Origin of the sequence: Thiolapillus sp., assembly GCF_048562965.1 — a bacterium.
Taxonomy (GTDB): domain Bacteria; phylum Pseudomonadota; class Gammaproteobacteria; order Chromatiales; family Chromatiaceae; genus Thiolapillus; species Thiolapillus brandeum_A.
Map to the genome: position 1 here is coordinate 1 of NZ_JBHNMF010000516.1, position 2,315 is coordinate 2,315.

The 2,315-nt window shown below is 54.5% G+C and carries 2 protein-coding genes; both read left to right on the top strand.

All coding sequences use genetic code 11. The features are described from left to right. The first annotated feature begins 33 nt into the window (after nucleotides 1-33). The gene (locus ACOCD2_RS17125; protein WP_419625823.1) at nucleotides 34-1,806 is read left to right on the top strand and encodes a hypothetical protein; all 1,773 of its coding nucleotides are present in this window, start codon (nucleotides 34-36) and stop codon (nucleotides 1,804-1,806) included. Between the two features lie 14 nt (nucleotides 1,807-1,820). After that, nucleotides 1,821-2,201: a hypothetical protein gene (locus ACOCD2_RS17130; RefSeq protein ID WP_305803314.1), complete on the top strand. Its 381-nt coding sequence runs from the start codon at nucleotides 1,821-1,823 to the stop codon at nucleotides 2,199-2,201. The last annotated feature ends 114 nt before the right edge of the window (nucleotides 2,202-2,315 follow it).

Here is a 2,315-nt window from a genome sequence, read left to right on the forward strand (position 1 = left end):
AATACTCTCAATAGGTTGAGAAAGTGGGAGAAATTGGATTTCATTCCTCGTGACGAGGACATCTTCCAGGAACGCCTTTATGCCATCCAGTGGATTACCAAAGCCTCGATATACGAGCCACATCAGGTCACCTGTTTCTGTGGAGTAACAGCTGACGATCTAGCGCGTGAACGGAAAGTCGAACGTATCGTTGCTGAAAATCTCGCCCGATGGCAGAACGAGGGCCTCGCTCCTGACATGGAGATTGAGCCTGGCGATAAAACTGATGAGCCAATACGAACTCGTGGTTGGACACACTGGCACCATCTCTTCAACGCCCGTCAGCTGCTACTGCAGTCGCTGGCTATTAAGACCTGGCGCAATTCTCAGGGTGCACCACTTGGTTGGTTGAATATCGCCAAAATGGCGGATTTCAACTCCCGACTTTGCCGGTGGGCAACCTCACAAGGTGGTGGTCTGGGCGGACCTAAGGGAGTGTTCTCCAATCAGGCGCTTAACACCTTCTACAACTATGCGACAAGGTCCTGGGCAGGATATGGGCCGTCCTCATTTAAGATGGCGGAAGTAACTCTGCCCGAAGTCGAAAAACAGGTTATCTCATCGACCGCCAACAGACCGACCCAATCTTGTGACCTTTGGATCACCGATCCTCCCTACGCGGATGCGGTGAACTACCACGAAATTACCGAGTTCTTCATTGCCTGGCTGCGCAAGAATGTGCCCGAGGAGTTTAAGGATTGGACCTGGGATTCTCGTCGAGCATTAGCAATCAAGGGTATTGGAGACGATTTCCGTCGGAGCATGATAGATGCCTACCGTGCCATGGCTGAAAACATGCCTGACGATGGCATGCAATGCGTCATGTTCACGCATCAGGATACAGGCGTCTGGTCAGACATGATCGGCATTTTTTGGGCAGCTGGTCTCCAGGTCGTCGCGGCCTGGTATATCGCCACCGAAACCACATCGGAACTCAAGAAAGGCGGCTACGTTCAGGGCACCGTAATCCTGATGCTGCGTAAGCGCGCTGCGGGTGACCGGGCCGGTTTCAAACAGCGCATTCTGCCCGCCGTTCGCACTGAGGTAAAACATCAGATCGAGACCATGATGCACCTCAACGATGAGGCGAAAGACAGGATGGGTGAGCCTGTCTTCAACGATTCCGACCTGCAGATGGCGGGTTATGCCGCTGCCCTCAAGGTGTTGACCGCCTATACCCAGATCGGTGGCGAAGATGTCACCGCCTTCGCCATGCGGCCTCGCCAGCGCGGTGAGGTAACTGTGGTGGATGAGATCGTCCAACAGGCTGCCGAGGCGGCTAACGGCCTGCTGGTACCGGAAGGCATCGCCCCGGACACCTGGCACAAGTTGAACGGTATCCAACGCTTCTACCTGCGCATGATGGACATGGAGAGCACCGGCACCTCCAAGCTGGATAACTACCAGAATTTTGCCAAGGCCTTCCGTGTGGTGGACTACACCAAGGTGATGGCCAGCATGACCGCCAACAAAGCGCAGTTAAAGCATGTCACCGATTTTGTCTCGCGTGATCTCGCTGAAAGCACAGAGCTGGGTGCAAGCTGGCTGGGGCGCCTGATCATCGGTCTGCAACAGCTACTGGCTGAAACCGAACCCCAGGTGGTGATTGGGCAACTCCAGGCCGAGCTACCGGACTTTATGGAGGTACGTCCCCTGCTGATCGATATGCTCAGCTTTATGGAGAAGATGGCGCCCGAAGATGAAGTACGGCAGGCCGCCGAGGTGTTAGGCGCACGGCTGCGTAACCTGCGTGCACTCGGCCAATAACGGAGGCGCTGCGAATGGACTCAGGACAGATCCGGCGTTTCTCTTCTCGCACTCACCGACTCGACAGCAGCTTTCTGCTGCAACACCTGAAAGGTGCGCGCAGTTACAAGCGAATCGCCGGGTATTTCACTAGTTCATTATTCGAGGTGGCAAACGAACTGCTCGAGTCGATCCCTGAAGTCAAGATTGTTTGCAACGTCGACATCCACCCTGATGACCTTAAAGTTGCTCAGCTGCGTGAGTCCAAGATGATCGGCCGCTGGAACGAAAAGGCCATCGAGACCGAAGCGTTGCTGAATCGAGATCGCTATCGTCGCCTGGACAATTTTCTGCAGAAGCATGGACAGGCCGTCCGAGTCGCTCCGGACAGTGTGTGTGGCTTTCTCCACGGGTAACTACTCACCCCTAAGATGAGTACAAGCCTGCCTCGATGGATCTACAATCGCTTTTTCATGTCTGTAGAGGCTTGACATCATAGTACGCCGAGTCTATGCTATTGACCCAACACA